This window comes from Affinirhizobium helianthi (genome assembly GCF_042680945.1).
GTDB classification, from domain to species: Bacteria; Pseudomonadota; Alphaproteobacteria; order Rhizobiales; family Rhizobiaceae; genus Neorhizobium; species Neorhizobium helianthi.
In genome coordinates this window covers 1-16,544 of sequence record NZ_JBHUEQ010000011.1, presented here as the reverse complement: position 1 = coordinate 16,544, position 16,544 = coordinate 1, and the positions used below count along the sequence as shown (strand labels likewise).

Annotated in this window: 18 protein-coding genes; 9 read left to right on the top strand and 9 right to left on the bottom strand. The window is 58.4% G+C overall.

The genetic code is table 11. The annotated features are described in order from the left end of the window. Positions 1–3: 3 nt before the first annotated feature. Positions 4–549 (bottom strand): hypoxanthine phosphoribosyltransferase, encoded by a 546-nt coding sequence (gene hpt, locus ACFSE1_RS06675; RefSeq protein ID WP_377398257.1) that lies wholly within the window; start codon positions 547–549, stop codon positions 4–6. 140 nt (positions 550–689) lie between these two features. Next, positions 690–1,379: a hypothetical protein gene (locus ACFSE1_RS06670; protein WP_377398254.1), complete on the bottom strand. Its 690-nt coding sequence runs from the start codon at positions 1,377–1,379 to the stop codon at positions 690–692. Between the two features lie 200 nt (positions 1,380–1,579). On the opposite strand from ACFSE1_RS06670, the gene ftsE reads away from it, so the two are divergent. From ftsE to ACFSE1_RS06650, 4 genes are all read left to right on the top strand, one after another. Then, on the top strand, positions 1,580–2,239 hold the full coding sequence (ftsE, locus tag ACFSE1_RS06665; protein WP_377398251.1) for a cell division ATP-binding protein FtsE: 660 nt from the start codon (positions 1,580–1,582) through the stop codon (positions 2,237–2,239). After that, positions 2,232–3,281, top strand: a complete 1,050-nt coding sequence (locus ACFSE1_RS06660; protein WP_377398248.1) for a cell division protein FtsX — start codon at positions 2,232–2,234, stop codon at positions 3,279–3,281. The genes ftsE and ACFSE1_RS06660 overlap by 8 nt, the downstream gene beginning before the upstream one ends. 141 nt (positions 3,282–3,422) lie before the next feature. Further along, entirely contained in the window at positions 3,423–4,121 is a 699-nt protein-coding gene (locus tag ACFSE1_RS06655) for a YdcF family protein (RefSeq protein WP_377398245.1), read from the top strand. 65 nt (positions 4,122–4,186) lie between these two features. Then, the gene (locus tag ACFSE1_RS06650; RefSeq protein WP_377398242.1) at positions 4,187–4,978 is read left to right on the top strand and encodes a lysophospholipid acyltransferase family protein; all 792 of its coding nucleotides are present in this window, start codon (positions 4,187–4,189) and stop codon (positions 4,976–4,978) included. A gap of 187 nt (positions 4,979–5,165) precedes the next feature. Here the strand turns inward: ACFSE1_RS06650 and ACFSE1_RS06645 are convergent, their stop codons facing one another. Next, a complete protein-coding gene (locus ACFSE1_RS06645; protein WP_377398239.1) occupies positions 5,166–7,433 on the bottom strand; it encodes a methyl-accepting chemotaxis protein in 2,268 nt (755 codons plus the stop codon). Positions 7,434–7,763: 330 nt separating this feature from the next. Beyond that, entirely contained in the window at positions 7,764–8,303 is a 540-nt protein-coding gene (locus ACFSE1_RS06640; protein WP_377398236.1) for a gamma-glutamylcyclotransferase, read from the bottom strand. Positions 8,304–8,353: 50 nt separating this feature from the next. On the opposite strand from ACFSE1_RS06640, the gene ACFSE1_RS06635 reads away from it, so the two are divergent. Next, positions 8,354–9,358, top strand: a complete 1,005-nt coding sequence (locus ACFSE1_RS06635; RefSeq protein WP_377398233.1) for a DUF2125 domain-containing protein — start codon at positions 8,354–8,356, stop codon at positions 9,356–9,358. A 10-nt stretch (positions 9,359–9,368) separates the two neighbouring features. On the opposite strand, the gene ACFSE1_RS06630 is transcribed toward ACFSE1_RS06635, so the two are convergent. The 3 genes from ACFSE1_RS06630 to ACFSE1_RS06620 form a co-directional block, all read right to left on the bottom strand. Then, a complete protein-coding gene (locus ACFSE1_RS06630; RefSeq protein WP_377398230.1) occupies positions 9,369–10,292 on the bottom strand; it encodes a prephenate/arogenate dehydrogenase family protein in 924 nt (307 codons plus the stop codon). Then, on the bottom strand, positions 10,289–11,395 hold the full coding sequence (gene hisC, locus ACFSE1_RS06625) for a histidinol-phosphate transaminase (RefSeq protein WP_377398227.1): 1,107 nt from the start codon (positions 11,393–11,395) through the stop codon (positions 10,289–10,291). Before hisC ends, ACFSE1_RS06630 begins: the two co-directional genes overlap by 4 nt. A gap of 72 nt (positions 11,396–11,467) precedes the next feature. Beyond that, a complete protein-coding gene (locus ACFSE1_RS06620) occupies positions 11,468–12,211 on the bottom strand; it encodes a class I SAM-dependent methyltransferase (RefSeq protein ID WP_377398224.1) in 744 nt (247 codons plus the stop codon). 77 nt (positions 12,212–12,288) lie between these two features. Here ACFSE1_RS06620 and gloB point away from each other — a divergent pair, with 77 nt between their 5' ends. Both gloB and ACFSE1_RS06610 read left to right on the top strand, forming a co-directional pair. Then, complete coding sequence (gene gloB / locus ACFSE1_RS06615) at positions 12,289–13,062, top strand: hydroxyacylglutathione hydrolase (RefSeq protein WP_377398221.1); 774 nt, start codon at positions 12,289–12,291, stop codon at positions 13,060–13,062. Next, positions 13,059–13,481 (top strand): cupin domain-containing protein, encoded by a 423-nt coding sequence (locus ACFSE1_RS06610; protein ID WP_377398218.1) that lies wholly within the window; start codon positions 13,059–13,061, stop codon positions 13,479–13,481. The genes gloB and ACFSE1_RS06610 overlap by 4 nt, the downstream gene beginning before the upstream one ends. Here ACFSE1_RS06610 and yddG read toward each other — a convergent pair. Together yddG and ACFSE1_RS06600 are read right to left on the bottom strand one after the other, a co-directional pair. Then, a complete protein-coding gene (gene yddG / locus ACFSE1_RS06605) occupies positions 13,478–14,356 on the bottom strand; it encodes an aromatic amino acid exporter YddG (RefSeq protein WP_377398215.1) in 879 nt (292 codons plus the stop codon). The two genes, ACFSE1_RS06610 and yddG, sit on opposite strands and share 4 nt — an antisense overlap. Positions 14,357–14,370: 14 nt before the next feature. Beyond that, entirely contained in the window at positions 14,371–15,147 is a 777-nt protein-coding gene (locus tag ACFSE1_RS06600) for a DUF3108 domain-containing protein (RefSeq protein ID WP_377398212.1), read from the bottom strand. Positions 15,148–15,384: 237 nt separating this feature from the next. Between ACFSE1_RS06600 and rpmB the strand changes: the two genes are divergently transcribed. Then, on the top strand, positions 15,385–15,675 hold the full coding sequence (gene rpmB / locus ACFSE1_RS06595) for a 50S ribosomal protein L28 (RefSeq protein ID WP_377398209.1): 291 nt from the start codon (positions 15,385–15,387) through the stop codon (positions 15,673–15,675). Positions 15,676–15,782: 107 nt separating this feature from the next. Next, positions 15,783–16,418, top strand: coding sequence for a VUT family protein (locus ACFSE1_RS06590; RefSeq protein ID WP_377398206.1), 636 nt, complete (start codon positions 15,783–15,785; stop codon positions 16,416–16,418). Positions 16,419–16,544: the final 126 nt, after the last annotated feature.

The following is a 16,544-nucleotide window of genomic DNA, read 5'->3' as shown; positions in this document are numbered from 1 at the left end:
GCCCTACTCAGCGTCGCCTGTCACCACACCAACAAAAGGCAGTTCACGGAAGGCATAGGCCACATCCATGCCGTAGCCTACCACGAATTCGTCTGGGCACTCGAAACCGACATACTCCGCTTCAAGGTCTTCCTTGCGCTTCACGCTCTTGTCCAGAAGAACTGCAACAGTCACATTGCGGGCGCCGCGCTTGAAAAGCAGCTCCTTGGCGAACCGCAGCGTGCGGCCGGATTCCAGAATATCGTCGATCAACAGAACGTCGCGATCCTTCACGTCGGAATCGATATCCTTGACGATGCGCACCCCCTGCGAAACAGTGCCCGCACCATAGCTTGAAAGGGTGATGAACTCGACTTCCGGTGCAAGTCCCGTATCGTGAAGCGCACGCAAAAGATCGGCCGCAAAGATGAAGGAGCCCTTCAGGATCGCGATGACCAGAAGATCCTTGGTGGGGCCGGCTGCGATTTGCTGGGCAAGCGCATGGTTGCGCTCGGCAATCTGCTCGGCGGTAAAAAGCGGCTCAATCACTTTGCCGCGAACGATAGGCATCAGCGTCTCCTGAGACTTTCCGTGCAATCAAGAATAAAGAAGGCGCGTCCATCATCTTCGAGGTTCCGCGGCCTTCAAAACGAAAATCGGAGCATTGTCGGCACGCGGCCAACTGCTCCGTTTCATTCGCGATAGCACAATCAGGAGGTCGTGGCACCCGCTTCTATGAAAGAAAGCCGCAATTGCGGGCGTTTTCCACCAGGATGGGGCACGCGTGCGACAAAGCCGCGGCTATGATCCTGCTGGATATGGGTCACAGGCGGATCGATGATCGTGCTGAAAACGATCCGGTCATCGACGATAAGCTCGGCACGGATCGGGTTCACCTTCTGCAAGGCGCCTGTCCGGTTTTCAACAATGCCGTTGATCTGGAGAACCGGCATGCCGCCCGCCTCCTGCGGCGCAAGCGTGACATGCGTGATGTCCAACCCCTTGGATGGAGCCTGCTGCCCGGAATTGATCAACGAGAAACCGCCCGCCAGACCGAAGACCATGACAAAAACAAAGGCCACGATAGCCGAGAAGAAATCGGCGGACATGCGCATGAGATAAGTCTCGATCCTCGAGACAATCCCCCGCGCCATTTCCCCTGATCTTTTCCCCATCTGGCCACTGGATCTGGAAGGCCGTGGAGATTGCCTTATCCGATTGTCGTTTTCGAAGCGATGCGGCGCCCGTGACGTCGGATCCACCGGAAGCGTGATGAAATGGGCGTCTTCGACGGACGACTGGGACAGGCTGCGCCGGGCGGGACGTGATCCCATGGCATCCGGCGGCAGGATGTCGTAACCATTGTCGACCTTGCTGCGCCGCTGGCGAAATGCGTTCATGGCTCTCTCCCGCCCCTCGCTGCCACAACGGCAAATCAGGGGCATTGAAACGAATCCCGCTCAGTCGTAAATTTATATGGTTAATGCTTTGCAAAGATCGCAAGGAACCCGGCTGCATTGGCTGCGGTTTCAGTTTCCGTCAACTCTTGCCGTTTACGAACGACGACACCCAACCAAGATCCAATGGACTGGATGACGCATTGATCCATTTCGAAAATGTCGGCCTGCGTTATGGCATGGGTCCCGAAATTCTCAGGGACCTGACCTTCGATATTCCGAGCCGCTCTTTCCAGTTTCTCACCGGCCCGTCCGGAGCAGGCAAGACCACGCTGTTGCGCCTGCTTTTCATGTCGCTGCAGCCAACGCGCGGCCTCATCCGCATGTTCGACCGGGATATTTCCCAGATCCCGCGAAGCGAACTGCCCATGCTTCGCCGCCGTGTCGGTATCGTTTTCCAGGACTTCCGGCTGCTTGAACATCTGACGACCTATGAGAATGTCGCACTTCCCTTGCGCGTTCGCGGCAAGGAGGAAGCCTCCTATCGCAATGACGTGATCGAGCTTCTGAAATGGGTGGGCTTGGGTGAGCGGATCAATGTTCTGCCGCCTGTCCTCTCAGGCGGTGAGAAACAGCGCGCAGCCATTGCCCGCGCATTGATGGACCGACCGGAAATCCTGTTGGCGGATGAGCCCACAGGCAATGTCGACCCGCCCATGGCAAGGCGGCTACTGAACCTGTTCATGGAACTCAACCGGCTTGGCACCGCCGTCGTTATCGCCACACATGATCTGGCATTGATGGACCAGGTGGATGCCCGCAGAATGATCCTGACCGAAGGGCGGCTTGATATCTATGAGTGACATCGAGCGTTCAGGCCGCAAGCCTCCGGCAAAAGACGGCGCCGCAAAACAAAACCTGGATGGAAAAGGCGGGGAGCCTCGCCGGGCGGAAATGCGTGTGCGCCCGACAGGGCCTATCCTGCCGCCCTCCAACATACAGGGCAATGCGCTGATGGTGGTTATTGCCATCATGTCCTTCCTCGCCTGCCTGACGCTTGGAGCGGTCAGCATGGTTCGTGCAACGGCGGCAAGCTGGGAAAGCCAGATTTCCCGCGAGGTGACCATTCAGATCAAGCCGCAGGAAGGGCTGGATATGGATGCAACCCTGCGCAAGGCCCGCGATCTGGCGCTGACCTTCGTCGGCACCAAGCAAGGCACGATCATGGACGATGCCGCCACCGCCCGCCTGCTGGAGCCGTGGCTGGGTGCGGGCCTGGATCTGAACGAATTGCCTGTCCCTCGCCTTGTGATCATCACCATCGACGAGACCAATCCACCGGATTTTGCCGCCATGCGAGACCTGCTGCGCGCGGAAGTTCCACAGGCAGTGCTCGACGATCACCGCACATGGGTAGACCGTCTGGTATCCATGGCGCATACGACGGTGCTGATCGGCATGAGTATTCTCGTCCTCGTCTTCACAGCCATGATCCTTACCGTCATCTTTGCCACACGCGGCGCCCTTTCCGGCAATCGGCACATTGTCGAGGTTCTGCACTTCGTGGGGGCCGAAAGCGGCTTCGTGGCAACCGAGTTCCAGAAGCATTTCCTGAAGATCAGTCTTAAAGGCTCGGCAGCCGGTGGCGCGCTTGCAGCACTCCTGTTTGCCACCGCCAGCCTCTGGCAAAGCAATTCCCTGGCCACGCCGCAGAGCGATCAGGCGACCGCGCTTTTCGGAACCTTCACCATCGGCTTTGGCGGCTATCTCGGCATTCTGGCCACCATGATCGTCATCGCATTGCTGACCACGCTGACCGCTCGCTTCACGGTCATGCGAACCATCGACGAGATCGATCTTATCCGCTCGGATCCAGCTCGATCCGACGGCCTGCCTGGTTCCTGACCAGGAATTCGATCTGTTCACCCTGCCCAAGTCAGGCTATGGACATAGGAGGAGAATCGGGCTCCACATCGAGGATTGACGATGGAACGCGGGAAGAGAACAAAACAGTCTCCAAGCGTTTTGAAATGCGGATAGCAGCAGATGATAGTGCTTCAGCCGGAACAGAAGGGGTGGTTTCGCCGCAAGGGCCCCTTGCGGCGCGCGCTTCGCTACATCGGCATCACCCTCATTTTGCTTGCCGCCCTCATCTTTGGCGGTTTTCTCTGGTTTGCCGATGCCGTCACCTCGCTCAAGGCACCAGATGGCGTCAAGGCCGATGCCATTGTGGTGCTGACCGGCGGGTATCAGCGCATCGATCAGGCGATCGGTCTTCTGCGGGATGGCGCTGGCCAGAGGCTGCTCATCTCCGGCGCACATCCATCCGCCTCGCCCGCCTCCATTCGCCGTGCAACACAGGCTTCGCCGGATCTCTTCAAATGTTGCGTCGACATTGGCTATGAGGCCATCGACACAATCGGCAATGCCAATGAAATCACACGCTGGATCAGCGACCATAACTACGCCCGGGTGCTGGTCGTCACCAACAATTACCATATGCCGCGAAGCCTGCTGGAGCTGCGCCGGCGCGATCACAGAACCGATTTCATCCCCTATCCCGTGATCAATTCGGACCTGTCCAGAAAAGCCTGGTTTACGGAACCCGATGTCTTGCGGCTGATGCTGGCCGAATATGCGAAGATGGCAGCCGCCAGCCTGCGCGCAGTCATCGGCTACAGCCAGGGAGATGGCCTGCGCTCCGAACAGCAAATCGAAAAGGAAAGCGCGCATCCGCACCGATGAACGGCTTTCGCTGGGCCATGCGATGGTGTAGGGACCGGAAATCCCGCCCTTTCGGATTGGTCCTGATGCTGGCTCTACGCTCGACGCTTTTCAATGTTGCCTTTTATGCCAACCTGATCCTTCGCATGATCCTGTTGACGCCCATCTATTTCCTGCTGCCACGCAAGAAAGCCTATGCGATTCCGAAAGCCTGGGCACGCTCCAACCATTGGCTGATGGAAAAGATCGTCGGCACGACCTTTGAAATCGAGGGGCTGGAAAACATTCCGAAAACCGGCTGCATCTTTGCGCCAAAGCATCAATCCTTCTGGGACACCTATGCCCTGCTGCCGTGGATGGATGATCCGGTCTACATCCTGAAGCGCGAACTGACCTGGATTCCGCTGTTCGGCTGGTACGTCAAGAAGCAGCGCATGATCCCGGTGGATCGCGGGGCGCGCGGCAAGGTCATGGTCGAGGTGATGCAGCGCACCAAGGCCGAGATGAACAATGGTCGCCAGTTGATCATCTACCCGGAAGGCACCCGCCGACAGCCCGGTGACGAACCGCATTACCGCTATGGGATTGCCCGCATCTATCGCGATGTTCAGGTGCCCGTCGTCCCGATTGCCATGCATCCGGGCCTTTTCTGGCCGCGCCGCAGCACCATGCGCTATCCGGGCCATTTCAAGATCAGGATCCTGCCAGCGATACAGCCGGGCATGGATCCGGACGCATTTTTCGAACATCTGATCGAAGTACTGGAGAAGGCAAGCGACGAGCTTCTGCTGGAGGCAGCGGCAACCAATCCCGCCCTGCCCCTGCCGCCGACCGCACAGAAGCGGATTGCAGAATTGAAGCAGAAGACCGAGGTTTGAGATTGAGACCGGAAATGCCGCCGGTCTCATCCTTTTCTCTAAAGCATTTACCTGAGAAAAGTGCGGTGCGGTTTTTCGTTCGGAAATGGCTAAAATACAAAGAGTTAGAGCGGTTCAGCGTTTCCGTGAAACACTAAACCGCTCTATCGGTTTGAAGACCCGGTCAACGGGCCCTCATAGACAGACCTCAGGCCGCCTGCCTTGGCTGGCCGGAGACTGCTTGCCCCGCCGTGGACCGAGCCTGAACCGCCTCGGCACCTGCAGCGATGCGGAATGCCTCCAGCATGACGGCCAGTTGAGCCGCTTCCTGGGCAAGGCGTGAACTTCCGGCACTCAGCTGTTCGACCATGGCTGCATTCTGCTGCGTTGTCTGGTCCATATGATTGACGGATCCGTTCACTTCGCCAAGCCCGGTTGCCTGCTCCTGTGCGGCGGTCGCGATGGCATCCATATGGCGGTTGATGGATTCCACCATCCCCGCAATGGCCGACAGCCCCTCGCCAGTGGCGCTGACGAGCTTCACCCCTTCCGCGACAGCCTGTTCCGAATTGCCGACCAGTTGCTTGATTTCCTTTGCTGCATTGGCAGAGCGCTGCGCAAGTTCGCGAACCTCCTGGGCAACAACGGCAAACCCCTTTCCGGCCTCACCGGCCCGGGCCGCTTCCACACCGGCATTAAGGGCGAGCAAATTCGTCTGGAAGGCGATTTCGTCGATCACACTGATGATCTGTCCGATCTGTCGCGAAGCGGTTTCGATACGCCCCATGGCCAGAACGGCATCGTTGACGATAACGCCCGATTGCTCGGCCTGACCGCTCGCAGCACGCACCAGATCCCTGGCCTCGGCGCTGCGCGATGAGGTGGACATGACGTTGGACGTAATCTCTTCCAGCGCTGCGGCGGTTTGCTCCAGCGAAGCCGCCTGCCCTTCCGTTCGCTTGGACAGATCAGACGATGCGGTGGCGATTTCGTCGCTGCCGTTTCGCACGGTAGAGACAGTGCGACCGACCGAAACGAGCGTCTGACGCAGCTGGCTGACCGAGCGATTGAAGTCGTGCCGCAGGGATTCGAACTGAGGCGCGAGACTTTCCTCGATCTCACAAAGCATATCGCCGGATGCAAGCTGTCGAAGGCCCGTGGCAAGAGCGCCGGTTGCCGCTTCGAGACGCTGTTGCGCCTCAGCCTCAGCCTGCTGCTGGAAGGCAATACGTTCGGCCTCGTTGCGGGCGCGAACCTCCTCCGCCTCACGCTCCAGCTCGGCATTGCGAATGGCCGCCTGACGGAAAACCTCCACGGACCGCGCCATACCGCCGATCTCGTCTGTCCGATGCAAACCGTCAACGGCAACGGCATGATTACCCTGCGCGAGCGTATTCATGCATGCCGTGAGGCGCTCGATGGGGCGGGTCACCCGAAAGATGATGACGCAAAGCGCCGCGACGGCAAAGGCAATCGTAAGCAGGAATATCCCAGTATAGATCATGACGGAATTTAAGGCGCTGGCCTGGGCCGCCTCTGCGCGCTCCACAAGTACGGTCTTCGCAACCAGTGCGACCTCGGCAATAGATCCAAGTGCGGTCTTGTTGCCGGCGCGCCACTCATCCGTGTTCATCGGCAAGGGCTTATCTTTGTGAAGCGCAGTGATCAGCTCCTTGCGACGTTGAGCGAAAGCGCTGGAGAAGAAATCCTGCTGCCCCTTCGCATAGGCCTGACGCAGTTCCGGTTCGGTTGCCGGATGAGCAACGAGCGCACCAACGATCTGCCAGAGAGCGTTGATACGCGCTTCACCGACAATCACCTTGGCATATTGGTCCTCGCTCATCTGTTTTGCCGAAGCGACAAGTGGGTTGAGAACCAGCGAGACTTCACCCGCAGCCACACGGGCACTCCAGGCGGTGCTGCCGATCTGGCTGACCGGAACCAGGCTCGGATCCAGCGCGCGGATATCCTGCCCTATCTGCTCCGATGCTTCGCCGACACTGTTGAGGAACTTCTGGGTCTCCGACATCCACGCCTCGCTGAAGCTCGCATCACGCTGCGGCAAAGGCTGCGCCAGCGTCGAGTCAAGCCTCTGGCGGAAACGCTCCACCATGGCATAGTGATCCATGACCTGGCGCATCGAGGCCGAAACCGCCCCGCCTGTGACTGCAGGTGCAGCAGCATGAACATCCGCCATCGCTCTCACCGTGTCGGCGCGGTCCTTGCGGATCTGGGCTATGGCTCCATCCGCCTTCTCGATCGGCAGAACCAGCGCTGGCGGACCATCTCCCCGCTCATTGCGGAAGGAAAGAAGGGTGTTGAACAGGGCCTTGTCCAGCACAGCAAGATGAGAAATCTCCGAATACCGGTTGTAATCGCTGACGGAAGACAGAAAAGCAGAACCGACAAGCGTGCAAACAAGCAAGCCTAGCGCTGCGAAAATTCCGATGAGGATCGTTTTCAGGGAAATGGCCATGGCAGTTTCATCCTATTGCGATGCAACATGCATATGGAGAGGAAGCAAACGAAAAGTTACCAAATGCGAGGGGCTGTTGGATTATATCGCGGCGCAACAGGAGAAAACACGCACTGCGCGTATATTAAACTTAACCAATCGCAGCGCTATTAATTTGTGTCAGCGTCATGACAGAAGATCGCCTTGTAGGCCCTCATCGGAGCCTTTCAGGCCAGACTGAACTGAAGCACGCCGCGATCGTGCGGAGCGCGCTCCTCAAGCCTTGAATCCCTGTTTTAAAGCGGTCCGTGTTTGCAAGGCCGCTGCACGTCTCAAGACGTGCTTCTCGGGTCATTGCGAAGGCGACTGCGCCTTCTCCCGTACCTTGGCTTCAACGCTCTCCAGCCAGAGATCGCGAATGCCCAGCTCCTTGAGATGTGCCACCGTGTTGACGACATAGGCATCGTTGGGACCGGATTTACCGTTCGCGGTCAGAACGATAACGGCGGCCTCATCCGTATCGAGCGCTCCGGCATATTGCTCATGCTCGCGATCCACCACGTAGCCCACGGCCTTGAGCCGGCGTCCGTCATCCAGCAGGAGGGGAAGGTGCCGCTCCAGATAAACATTGGTGACAAGCTCTCGCTCTCGAAGATAATCAAGAACACCAGTCCAGTCGTCGCTACTCACCCGGAAGGCTACGCCGCGGCAGGAGCCGCCGCGGTCAAGGCCCAGAACAAGGCCCGGACATTCCGGCGTCCCGCGATGCACGTGAGAGCGCACACAGAGCGAGCGGCGATATCCGAATGTTCTTGCCGCCACTCGCTCTTGAAACGCAAAGCCGGGGTTCCACATCAGGGAGCCGTAGCCAAAGACCCAAAATTCGTCCATATCGCACGCCAAATCATATATAAAACCGCAAAGCACCATTGGAGATCATCATGGCAGCGTCAAGCCGAAGTGGCGTGAGTTCAAAGCTTTGGGCCCTCGCCGCCGGCATCGTCCTCGTCACCGGTCTCTATACCGCTGGCTGGTTCTATGCAGCCTCCGTCCTCAAAGAAAAGACCCTTGCGCTTCTCGGAGCGCAACAACAGCACGGCGTGACCGCCGAATGTCATGATGCGGAATATCGCGGTTATCCCTTCCGCATCGGCCTATTCTGCTCGAAAGTCACGATTGATGACAGCGCCAATGGCGTTTCTGCAAGCTTCGGTGCCTTGCGCTCCGCGGCACAGGTTTACCAGCCAAGCCACATCGTTTGGGAATTGGACGGACCGGCCGAAACCCGCACTGGCACTGGCATCACGGCATCCTCCACCTGGAACGCCCTGCAATCAAGCCTCGTCACCAGCTTCCGTTCCCTGGATCGCAGCTCGACGGTGATCGAAGGCCTCTCGACCAGCATCATCTCTTCCCAAACCAATCAGGCCTTCGACGTGAAGATCGGCCATACCGAGGCTCACCTTCGCCAGAACGGGAACGATCTCGATGCCGCCCTGACCTTGAAGGATACGGATATCATTCCGAAGGGCCTGCCCCAGATGATGCCGCGCTTCACAGCAACGGGCGACGTAACACTTGTAGGCAAGGCAGCCCTTCTCGCCGGTCAGGATACAGGCCGAGGCCTTTACGGCTCCGAAGGCGAGATGCGCAAGCTGGCCCTCGATCTTGGCAATGGCCGGGTCGTCAACATGACAGGACCGTTCTCCATTGATGATGAGGGCCGCATTTCCGGCAAACTGCGTATCGAGGTGGAGAAAATTGGCGCTTGGCGCGACCAGTTGAAGAATTCCATGCCGCAACTGGCAAAGAGCATCGATACGGGTTCGAAAATGCTCTCAGCACTCACCGGCGGCGGAGACCGCGCAACACTGGATCTCACGATCAATCGCGGCAAGATCCTGATCGGCGGCTTCATTGCTGTTGGCGAAATTCCGCCGATCTGATCGAAATGATTTACTTGTCGAGCGCGTGGCGACCGAAGTCAGGCGCATCAACATCTTGGCCCGCCTGCACGATGGAGCGGCGAATGGTGCGTGTGCGGGCGAACAGTTCAAACAGCTTGTCCCCTTCACCCCAGCGGATCGCACGCTGAAGATAGGCCAGATCTTCCGAGAAGCGCGCCAGCATTTCCAGAATGGCATCCTTGTTGTGCAGGCACACATCCCGCCACATGGTAGGATCGGATGCCGCCAGACGGGTGAAATCGCGGAAGCCTGAAGCCGAATATTTGATGACTTCCGATTCCGTCACCGTCTCCAAGTCATCCGCCGTGCCAACGATGTTATAGGCAATGATGTGCGGCAAATGCGAAACGATGGCCAGCACCTTGTCATGATGCTGCGGATCCATCTCATCAATGCGGGAGCCAAGCGCGATCCAGAAGTCTCGCAGCTTGCCAAGCGCTGTCTCGTCCGTTTCCGGCAGTGGCGTGAAGATGCACCAACGGCCGCGGAACAGCCCGGCAAAGCCGGCATCCGGGCCGGATTTTTCCGTGCCCGCAAGAGGGTGACCGGGAATGAAATGCACGCCCTCCGGCACATGCGGTGCCATTTGCGCAATGACCGAAGCCTTGGTGGAGCCAACATCGGTGAGGATCGCGCCGGGCTTCAGGTTGGGCGCGATTTGCTCCGCCACCGTGCCGGATGAACCAACCGGAACCGAAACAATGATGAGGTCGGCATCACGCACCGCCTCGGCGGCAGACACTGTGTATCGGTCGCCCAGCCCCAGTTCTTCCGCACGTTTCAGCGTTGCCTCACTGCGGGTGGAAATCACCACCTCGTGAGCCAGACCCAGGGCCTTGATGTCACGCGCTATGGATGAGCCAATCAAACCAATGCCGATCAGCGTGATGCGGTTAAACAGGATCGTGCTCATGCCTTGCCCATAAACTCCTTGAGCGTTGCAATCACGCCAAGGTTTGCCTCCTCGGAGCCGACGGTCATGCGCAGGGCATTGGGAAAGCCGTAGCCTTTCACCGCCCGCAGAATATAGCCACGGCTGGTCAGGAAATCATCGGCCTCCGGCGCACGCTTGCCTTCCACATCCGGGAAATGGATCAGCACGAAATTGGTCACAGAAGGCGTAACCTTAAGGCCAAGCGCCTCGAAAGCCTCGGTCAGCTTCACCCGCCATTCGCTGTTATGCTCCACGGCCTTTGCAATGAAAGCCTGATCGCGAATGGCAGCGCTACCCGCAGCAATCGCTGGCGCGTTGAGGTTAAAGGGGCCACGAACGCGGTTCAGGGCGTCCAGAATATCCGCCGGGCCATACATCCAGCCGATGCGAAGTGCGGCAAGCCCGTAAGCCTTCGAGAAGGTGCGGGACATCACAACGTTATGGCTGGAAGAGACCAATTCAATCCCGGCCTCGAAATCATGCGCGCGCACATATTCGGCATAGGCCGCATCCAGAACGAGGATCACATTCTTGGGCAGACCGGCATGCAGACGGCGAATTTCGGAGGCAGGCACATAGGTGCCGGTCGGATTGCCGGGATTGGCAATGAAAACGAGCTTTGTCTTGTCGGTCACAGCCGCCAGAATGGCATCCACATCGACGCGGCAATCCTTCTCCTTCACCGTCACCGGTGTGGCACCGGCACCCATGATCTGGATCTTGTAAACGAGGAAGCCGTGCTCTGTGATGATGGCTTCGTCACCGGCACCCAGATAGACATGGCAGATGAGGCCCAGAAGCTCATCCGAACCATTGCCGCAGATGAGGTTGGCAGGATTCAGACCGTGGGTCTCCGCAATTGCCGTGCGCAATTGCATGGCCTGGCCGTCAGGATAGATTTCCAGATGACCGGCGCTCTGGCGGAATGCATCCAGCGCCTTCGGGCTTGCGCCCAGCGGCGTCTCATTGGATGAAAGCTTGAAGACACGGGCGACACCCGGCGCATGTTCCTTGCCCGGCACATAGGCTGCGATATCCATAATTCCGGGGCGGGGAACGGGCTTCAGCATGGCGGCATCCATAGGGCAAGAACCTTCGAAAAATCGGTTCTCTGCTCTAATCCCCTCTGCCGCTTTTGTCGAGGGTAGAACCCCTCAACTGCGGCTTCTGGTCGTCGGCACGCCCTGCGCGCCGAGCACAGGAACGAAGACGCGGCGGGATGCGCGTGCGGCAACGGGAAGCCCCTGATAGAGCCGCTTCTGTGCCTCAAGGATCAAAACGCCGGAAAAAGCTGGCCACAACCGTCTGCCGATCCGCTCGAAGCCGTGCCGCAACTTGAGCATTGCACGCACCTTGGAAGGCGGGAAGAACAGAGCCTCGGCGCTTGCCGCAGGCGTGAAATTGGTTTCACGCAGCAGATTGGTCAACTGCCGTCTTGAATAGGGACGGCCCGAACCGAACGGCGTGTGCTCCATGCGCGCCCAGACACCTCTTCGATTTGGCACGACGATGACCAGCCGCCCGCCAGGTGCCAGAACTCGCCACAGTTCCTTCAGCGTTTCGCGCGGATTTTCGGCAAATTCCAGGGAATGCACCATCAGCACCCGATCAATGGAGGAATCGGGCAGCGGCAATTCTTCCTCAAACACAAGCGCAGTTGCCGAGCGTTCACCCACCGGCCAGTTCACCGCCCCCTGCCCGGCTGGCATGAAGGCGAAGGTGCGCTCCGTATCGGCGCGGAAGCGTTCCAGATAGGGAACCGCATAGCCAAGCCCCACCAGACGTTCATCCGGCAGGCGCTCCCAGAGCGAACTCAAGGCCATGGCAATGGAATGCTCGGCAAAATGCCCAAGCGGGGAGTGATAGAATTCGCGCAGGTCAACGATATCGGCGTGCATGACAACAAGCTAGGTTGGACTTCAAGCCGTAGCAACCTACATTGTGCGTCAAAATGACAGAAGGACAGGTTGGGCGAATGAAACCTCTCGAAATCGAAGTCTTTATGTGTCGCAGCGATAATTACGGCGTGCTGGTGCACGACCCGGAAAGCGGGCTGACAGCCTCAATCGATGCACCCGAAGAAGCCCCGATTGTGCAAGCCGCAAACCGCAGGGGCTGGAAGATCACCCATATCTTTACCACCCACCACCATACGGACCATGTGGAAGCCAATCTTGCTCTGAAAGAAAAGTTTGGCTGCGAAGTTATCGGTCCGATCAATGAGGCGGTGGCAATTCCCGGCCTGGATCGCACCGTTGCCGATGGCGACGAGTTTCTTTTCGGCGAGCATCCCGTCCGCGTATTTGAAACACCGGGCCACACGGCAGGGCACATCTGCTTCCACTTCCCGGAAGACAAGATCCTGTTTTCCGCCGACACACTTTTCGCCTTGGGCTGTGGACGCCTGTTCGAGCGCTCGGCCGCGGATATGTGGCATTCCTTCCAGAAACTGGCCGTGCTGCCGGATGAAACAGCCATCTATTTCGGCCATGAATATACGCAGTCAAACGCCCGCTTTGCGCTGAGTGTCGATGCTGGCAATGAAGTCCTGCAACGTCGCGCAAAGCAAATCGATGAGCTTCGAGCCGAAGGCCGTTTCACCATTCCCACGATGATGGGGCTGGAAAAGGAAACCAACCCTTTCCTGCGCGTGGCAGACCCCGATATTCGCCGCCATCTGGTGATGGAAGGCGCATCCAATGAGGATGTTTTTGCCGAGCTTCGCAAGCGCAAGGACAATTTCAAGTGAAAGCGGAAGAGATTATCCGCACGCTTGGAATGCAGCGCCACCCGGAGGGCGGGTGGTATGTGGAAACCTTCCGCGATGCGGCAGGTGGAGAACGCGGCCACTCTACAGCCATCTATTACCTGCTGGAACAGGATGAGAGATCGCATTGGCACCGTGTCAAGGACGCGGTCGAGGTTTGGCATTTCTACGCCGGAAGCCCGCTCAGGCTGCGTCTGGCAAAGGACGGCGAGGCCGCGAGAGAGATTGTTCTGGGTGCGGATCTCGCAAACGGCGAGCGACCGCAGGTCCTTGTCGAGGCCAATGAGTGGCAATCCGCTGAAGCGCTTGGGGCGTTCACCCTCGTTGGCTGCACGGTCTCCCCGGGCTTCCAGTTCTCGTCTTTCGAGATGGCGCAAGCCGGCTGGGAGCCTGAAATCTAGCTTTTTGGGGACGGCTTACGCCGGATCATATCCTTGGCCGCAAGCGCCGCGCCGCCAGTGATCAGCACGCAGGCGAGAGCAATCCTGAGGCTCGGCTCAGCAAAGCCGAAGAGAAGAAGGATCAGCGTCGAGAGCAAAGGCGCGGCATAGCTTGCCGCGCCGAGGATCTGGATATCGCCGTTCTTCACACCGTAATCCCAGGCATAGAATGCCGCACCGACGGGCAAAAGACCGAGGCCGATCACCGCTGCCCATTCGCCTGAGCCTGCAGGCCACACGGTCACCTCAAGCGCCAGATGGCAGATGAGCGAGAGCAGCGATGTCGCGAGGCAGAAGCCGGTTACCACGTCTGTGGATACGGCTTCGAACCGCCGCGTCAAAAGCGAATAGCCGGACCAGGTGAAAGCACAGGCCAGCGCCGCTCCATAACCGACGAGATAGGATTGGTCGAAGTTCAGGCCCGTGCGCGAGATGATCGCGAAGGTTCCACACAGTCCCGCCAAGGCCCCCACAATGTGAAACCAGCGAAGGCGTTCACCGGGCAAAAGCGCCGAACCGACAACAATCAAAAGCGGCCAGAGATAAGCAATCAGCCCCGCCTCAACCGCTGGCGCGTTTCGAAGTGCTGTAAAATAGAGAAAATGATAGCCGAAGAGGCCGCCTATGCCGATGATCCAGACCTTCGGCGGCTGGCGCAACAGGCGCAGGCGCTCTGGGCGAAATGCCAACAAGATAAGGCCTGGAAGACTACCAATAGCGAAAGTCACGGCGGAGAGCTGAAACGGCGGCATTTTGCCGGAGGCTGCTGTCATCAATGCAAGCAAAGACCACATCAAAATGGCGGTAAAGCCAATCAGCGTTCCCCGGATCTTCACGTCTGCCGTCCCCCTCAGCCACCATATTTGACGGCTGTGACATACACGTCCCCAACGCGGGTGGGAATACGGGCATAGACCGGCGCATAAACATTCGCGCCTTCCGCCTTGGCGAACCAGACTTCCATGCGCTGCTTTTTCAGGAATTCAATATCACTGCGTCCCTTGCGGTAGCCGGATCGCGGCTCGTAGCGCACTTCGCAGACAATCGTATCGCCCTTGAAGCCTTGCGTCGAAAACGGCTTGCTGCCTTTTGCCGACAACACCAGATCAAGCCGCGATTCCCCGTCATAGATCGGCAGGCGCGTTGGGCACACCTGTGAGCCTTCCGGGAAAATGAGGCCGGAAAGAGGATCCATCACAGATCGCAGATCTTCGGGCGAAACCGGCACCCATGTATCCGGTCGCGTGCCCGGCTCCGGCTTGATGGTTGTGGAAACGACGCTGCCATTTCGATAGCTGACATCGTAGACACGCGTTTTCTTGCCCTGCGTATAGACCAACGAGTAACTGCTGGTCTGCAAGCGCCTGCCGGAAACCGCACCCGAGACCTTGGTATTGGCAGAAACACGGGTAAACAGATTGACGAGACCGGACGATTTGAAAGACCCCGCAATCCTGTAGCTTCCCCCATCGAACTCGCTGGCAAAGGAGGCCCTCGCAATGGGCAAAAGGCCAAGCGAAATATCATATTCGCTGACATGGCGAATGCTGGCGGGAACGGCCGGAGTAACGGCAAGCCCGAATGCAATGGCTGTGGCGGCAAGAAGCGTGGGGCTTCCCTTGAGCATGGCGTTATCCTGCTGGATGAGCGTTGTTGGTACTTTATAGCGGACGCACTGTGGCAACAAAATAGCGGCAGAGCCTCTCCTTAGGGTGGTTTTTCGAGTCTGAGCCCCATGTTTGGCTTGACGCGGGCGGCCTCACTGACTATAGAACCGCAACTTTCCAATCAGGACCAGTTGGATCGGCAGGCCGGACTTTGTCCGAAACCCCATTCAATTGCAAAGAAGAACAAAGGTGTACCCATGTCCCGTGTTTGCGAATTGACCGGTAAGGGCGTCCAGTCGGGCAACAATGTCAGCCACGCCAACAACAAGACGAAGCGTCGGTTCCTCCCGAACCTGTGCCACGTTACGTTGATTTCCGACGCCCTCGGCCAGCGTTTCCGTCTGCGCGTTTCCGCGCATGCCCTGCGCTCTGTTGAGCACCGCGGCGGCCTCGACGCTTTCCTTCTGAAGGCAAGCGAAGGTGATCTGTCCATGCGCGCTCGTCTGCTGCGCCGCCAGATCGTGAAGAAGACGGCTGAAGCCGCCTGATCTTCGCATTCAGCATTTGAAATTCAGAAAAAGGCTTGGCGGATAAAACCGTTCAAGCCTTTTCTGTTGGCAATCCTCTAGCTGGTGGCATCACCCAGGGTAAAAAAATGCAGTATCTCCGCGCGACTTCCATCTATGTCTTGCTGATGACCCTCGTTGTCGTCTCGTCGAACTTCCTTGTGCAGTTCCCGATTCCCGGCACACTCCTCGGCATAAACTTGAGCGACCTGCTGACCTGGGGTGCCTTCACCTATCCGGCAGCCTTCCTCGTCACCGATCTCACGAACCGCCAGTTCGGTCCGCATATTGCGCGCCGCGTGGTCTTTGCGGGCTTTGTCGTCGGCGTCACGCTGTCCTTCTATACCTCGCTGCCCCGTATCGCCATGGCATCCGGCACGGCTTTTCTGGTTGGGCAATTGCTGGATATTTCGGTCTTCAACAAGCTGCGCCGCCAGACCTGGTGGCAGGCGCCGCTGGCTGGCTCCATGCTGGGCTCGGCTCTGGATACGCTGCTCTTCTTCTCGCTCTCCTTCGCGCCGATCTTCGCCTTCCTTGGCGGCAATGATGATTTTGCCATCAGCTCCGCGCCGATCCTCGGCATCTTCGCAAGCGAGGCACCGCGCTGGATTTCCTGGGCGATTGGCGATTTCGCAGTTAAGCTGATCGTCGGACTGGTGATGCTTCTGCCTTACGGCGCGCTGATGAGCATCGTGAAGCCCATGCCGCCTGCCAAGGTTGCCTAGCCTTTGCCTGAGAAAAGTGCGTAACGGCCTTCCATCGGGAAATGCGCGAAAACAAAGAGTTAGAGTATCCGTTTTGATCAAGCCATCTTTGGGACCCATTTTCGGTTGTTTTTCAGCAGAGCGTTT

What these genes read in the sequence shown, in the direction of transcription:
- hpt (WP_377398257.1), bottom strand. Translation starts at nt 549, where the DNA reads ATGCCTATCGTTCGCGGCAAAGTGATTGAGCCGCTTTTTACCGCCGAG.
- ACFSE1_RS06670 (WP_377398254.1), bottom strand. Translation starts at nt 1,379, where the DNA reads ATGAACGCATTTCGCCAGCGGCGCAGCAAGGTCGACAATGGTTACGAC.
- ACFSE1_RS06660 (WP_377398248.1), top strand. Translation starts at nt 2,232, where the DNA reads ATGAGTGACATCGAGCGTTCAGGCCGCAAGCCTCCGGCAAAAGACGGC.
- ACFSE1_RS06655 (WP_377398245.1), top strand. Translation starts at nt 3,423, where the DNA reads ATGATAGTGCTTCAGCCGGAACAGAAGGGGTGGTTTCGCCGCAAGGGC.
- ACFSE1_RS06650 (WP_377398242.1), top strand. Translation starts at nt 4,187, where the DNA reads ATGCTGGCTCTACGCTCGACGCTTTTCAATGTTGCCTTTTATGCCAAC.
- ACFSE1_RS06645 (WP_377398239.1), bottom strand. Translation starts at nt 7,433, where the DNA reads ATGGCCATTTCCCTGAAAACGATCCTCATCGGAATTTTCGCAGCGCTA.
- ACFSE1_RS06640 (WP_377398236.1), bottom strand. Translation starts at nt 8,303, where the DNA reads ATGGACGAATTTTGGGTCTTTGGCTACGGCTCCCTGATGTGGAACCCC.
- ACFSE1_RS06635 (WP_377398233.1), top strand. Translation starts at nt 8,354, where the DNA reads ATGGCAGCGTCAAGCCGAAGTGGCGTGAGTTCAAAGCTTTGGGCCCTC.
- ACFSE1_RS06630 (WP_377398230.1), bottom strand. Translation starts at nt 10,292, where the DNA reads ATGAGCACGATCCTGTTTAACCGCATCACGCTGATCGGCATTGGTTTG.
- hisC (WP_377398227.1), bottom strand. Translation starts at nt 11,395, where the DNA reads ATGGATGCCGCCATGCTGAAGCCCGTTCCCCGCCCCGGAATTATGGAT.
- ACFSE1_RS06620 (WP_377398224.1), bottom strand. Translation starts at nt 12,211, where the DNA reads ATGCACGCCGATATCGTTGACCTGCGCGAATTCTATCACTCCCCGCTT.
- gloB (WP_377398221.1), top strand. Translation starts at nt 12,289, where the DNA reads ATGAAACCTCTCGAAATCGAAGTCTTTATGTGTCGCAGCGATAATTAC.
- ACFSE1_RS06600 (WP_377398212.1), bottom strand. Translation starts at nt 15,147, where the DNA reads ATGCTCAAGGGAAGCCCCACGCTTCTTGCCGCCACAGCCATTGCATTC.
- rpmB (WP_377398209.1), top strand. Translation starts at nt 15,385, where the DNA reads ATGTCCCGTGTTTGCGAATTGACCGGTAAGGGCGTCCAGTCGGGCAAC.
- ACFSE1_RS06590 (WP_377398206.1), top strand. Translation starts at nt 15,783, where the DNA reads ATGCAGTATCTCCGCGCGACTTCCATCTATGTCTTGCTGATGACCCTC.